The sequence below is a fragment of the Duncaniella sp. genome (genome assembly GCF_029054785.1).
Taxonomy (GTDB): domain Bacteria; phylum Bacteroidota; class Bacteroidia; order Bacteroidales; family Muribaculaceae; genus Duncaniella.
Genome location: NZ_JAIDEN010000156.1, coordinates 1 through 2645 on the forward strand (window position 1 = coordinate 1; position 2645 = coordinate 2645).

The 2645-nt window shown below is 45.0% G+C and carries 6 protein-coding genes; 3 read left to right on the forward strand and 3 right to left on the reverse strand.

Annotated features, from left to right (window positions below):
* On the forward strand, positions 1 to 238 hold a 238-nt coding region (locus tag K2H17_RS09660), incomplete at its 5' end, for a DUF4303 domain-containing protein (protein WP_300134147.1).
* A 65-nt stretch (positions 239 to 303) separates the two neighbouring features.
* The gene (locus tag K2H17_RS09665) at positions 304 to 939 is read left to right on the forward strand and encodes a CatB-related O-acetyltransferase (RefSeq protein ID WP_300134150.1); all 636 of its coding nucleotides are present in this window, start codon (positions 304 to 306) and stop codon (positions 937 to 939) included.
* Between the two features lie 32 nt (positions 940 to 971).
* Here the strand turns inward: K2H17_RS09665 and K2H17_RS09670 are convergent, their stop codons facing one another.
* Positions 972 to 1325 (reverse strand): hypothetical protein, encoded by a 354-nt coding sequence (locus tag K2H17_RS09670; RefSeq protein ID WP_300134153.1) that lies wholly within the window; start codon positions 1323 to 1325, stop codon positions 972 to 974.
* Positions 1326 to 1375: 50 nt separating this feature from the next.
* Here K2H17_RS09670 and K2H17_RS11240 point away from each other — a divergent pair, with 50 nt between their 5' ends.
* Positions 1376 to 1708, forward strand: a complete 333-nt coding sequence (locus K2H17_RS11240; RefSeq protein WP_363319938.1) for a DUF4893 domain-containing protein — start codon at positions 1376 to 1378, stop codon at positions 1706 to 1708.
* Positions 1709 to 1748: 40 nt separating this feature from the next.
* On the opposite strand, the gene K2H17_RS09675 is transcribed toward K2H17_RS11240, so the two are convergent.
* Complete coding sequence (locus K2H17_RS09675) at positions 1749 to 2264, reverse strand: GNAT family N-acetyltransferase (protein ID WP_300134156.1); 516 nt, start codon at positions 2262 to 2264, stop codon at positions 1749 to 1751.
* A 62-nt stretch (positions 2265 to 2326) separates the two neighbouring features.
* Positions 2327 to 2645 (reverse strand): potassium transporter TrkG (locus tag K2H17_RS09680; protein WP_300134159.1); only part of this gene is annotated, 319 nt, incomplete at its 5' end.

Here is a 2645-nt window from a genome sequence, read left to right on the forward strand (position 1 = left end):
GAGCAAATCGCTGTGGGAAAACAACAGTACTTTGCCTAGCGAAGCCTTTTTCTTCAGTGCGATGATCTCAGCGATGATGCAGGTAAAAAGTTCAGGTATATTCGGAGAACGCACCGAAGAAATCACATTCTTTATTTCAATATCGGATGATGAAGACGCTGAAAATCTCGAAGACTCGTCAGCCATGACGCTGAACCGACCTGAACTGACAGCCGCTTTTTTGAATAGAAACAGATAGCATCGGATTATGGCATATTATACTGTTCCCATGACCGATTACACGTTGGCAATATTGAACTATTTATGACACCAGACCCCAATATTATTTTCCCGGTAGCAGGATGCAAGACAGTCACCTATGTCAGACCGACGGTCAATAATCCAAACATTATCGTCGGAGATTTTACATATTTCAGCGATACTGACTTTGAAAAGCATGTGTTGCATCATTATGATTTCAACGGCGACCGACTGATCATCGGCAAGTTCTGCCAGATAGCCTCAGGCGTCACATTTATTATGAATGGGGCCAACCATCAGATGAACTCGACTTCAACCTATCCGTTCTATATCATGGATGGCTGGACACAGACACCTCCGGCACCAGATGACTTGCCAATGAAAGGAGACACAGTAATCGGCAATGACGTCTGGATTGGACAAAACGCAACGATCCTGCCAGGTGTGAATATAGGTGACGGTGCAATCATCGGGCTTAACAGTGTCGTGGGACATGACGTCGAGCCTTACACAATCGTTGCAGGCAATCCGGCAAAACCAATCAGAAAACGTTTTGACAACGAGATGATTGAGTTATTATTGCAGTTGCAGTGGTGGAACAAAGACATTCATGAAATTCAGCGACTCATCCCTCTGCTTACCGACAGCAATATCGAGTATGTAAAAAAGGCTCTAAAAAAAATCCTTAATGAAGGATGAAAGATGTAATTCTATATATAAAAGATGTAATTCTATATATAGCTGTAAGTGTCGATGGTTATATCGCCGACAGAAACGGCTCCGTTGACTGGATAAAAGGTCAGGATAAAACCGTTGAGCCGGAGGATACATTCACTCCGTTCTTTGACTCGATTGATACTGTCATCATGGGGAAAAGAACTTACGACCAGATCGTAACGGAACTTTCTCCGGATCAGTAGCCCTATATCGGAGCAACCACTTTCGTCATCACACACGATGACGAAAACATTGAGACCGGACATATCCATTTCAGAAACACATCCGTATGCCGACTTGTAGATGAACTTCGACAGCAATCCGGAAAGAATATCTGGATTTGCGGAGGAGCGCAGATTGCCAGACAACTTATTGAAAACTGCTTAACGCAAAAACATATCCTGTCACACCTGAGGAAATGATTCGCTTCAGGCGAGTGCGATCCATACAGATAGATGCACACAACGGAATTTTCTCATATCCCTATTTCAATTGCTGCTTCAAGATAATTGACGGGAAAGTATTTTTTGAAAAAACTAACGGTAGTCAGCGTAAATCCGGATATCTATATCAGAACGGACCGAAATCTCTTATCTTCATCGGAGGCTGGAGTGTCAATGACGACCCTCAGACGGCGTATGGAAGTGAAAATTCCATTGCCGGAACTGTTTACAAAATAGGCGAACGCAAAGCAATCTTCATTTTTCCCGCCGATAACAATCGCGTGGAAATTTATGAGCTCCTGAAATAGCGAGTTTATACTTCCAGTCACAGCCTGTGTTTCATCAGACTCAGGCTGTGACTGTTTTCAGCATAAGCCGGTATGCTTTACCGCTGCAATCGGGGTTGCTGTAATCTTCTATGAACTTGAACCCGCACTTTTCGGCCACACGCTGCGATGCAGTGTTGTTGTGGTCAGTCGTGATCAGAAGCGATTGCAGATTGAGTCTGTCACGGCAAAATCCGATCAGAGATTCAAGAGCTTCGGTTGTCAATCCGTTTCCCCAGTATGGATAGCCTACCCAATAGCCGACTTCACGCTCATCGGACAGCGGAGTGTAGTGCTCATCTCCTTCCGGCACCAGTCCGATGCACCCGATCGCTTCGCCGGTCGATTTCAAAACCATAGCGAATGTATCCGGATTTGGAATGAAAAAGTCTGTGATGACCTGTCGGCTCATTTCAACGGATGTATGCCGCGGCCACAAAGCCATCTCGCTCACTCTGCCGTCGGAAGCATATTTATATAAAGACTCGGCATCTTCCTCTTTCCAGTGGCGCAAAATCAGACGGGCGGTCTCAATCATTTCAAATATTTATCTAATTCGTCGTTATGAACAAATCTCTACAATCATAAAGCCGGCTTGTCTTACTTCTTCCAGAATGTCGGTGTGAAGAGTATTAGAACTGTGAAAAGTTCCAGTCGACCGATCATCATTATCAGAGCCAACAGCCATTTGCCAAGATCCGGGACAACTGAATATGACCCGCCATAGCCTGTCACTCCGGCGCCGAGACCTGTATTGCTGATGCAGGAAAAGGCAGAGAAAAATGAATCGACCAAAGGCAATCCCATTGCCGTAAGCAAAATGCCGCCGACCATGATGATCATGACATAAAGACACAGAAAAGCAATCACTTTCGACACTGTCTCGTGTGGGATCACACGGTCATTGACTCTGACGGTC

Coding starts and splice junctions, on each gene's coding strand:
- K2H17_RS11240 (WP_363319938.1), top strand. CDS start 1,376: ATGATTCGCTTCAGGCGAGTGCGATCCATACAGATAGATGCACACAAC.
- K2H17_RS09675 (WP_300134156.1), bottom strand. CDS start 2,264: ATGATTGAGACCGCCCGTCTGATTTTGCGCCACTGGAAAGAGGAAGAT.
- K2H17_RS09665 (WP_300134150.1), top strand. CDS start 304: ATGACACCAGACCCCAATATTATTTTCCCGGTAGCAGGATGCAAGACA.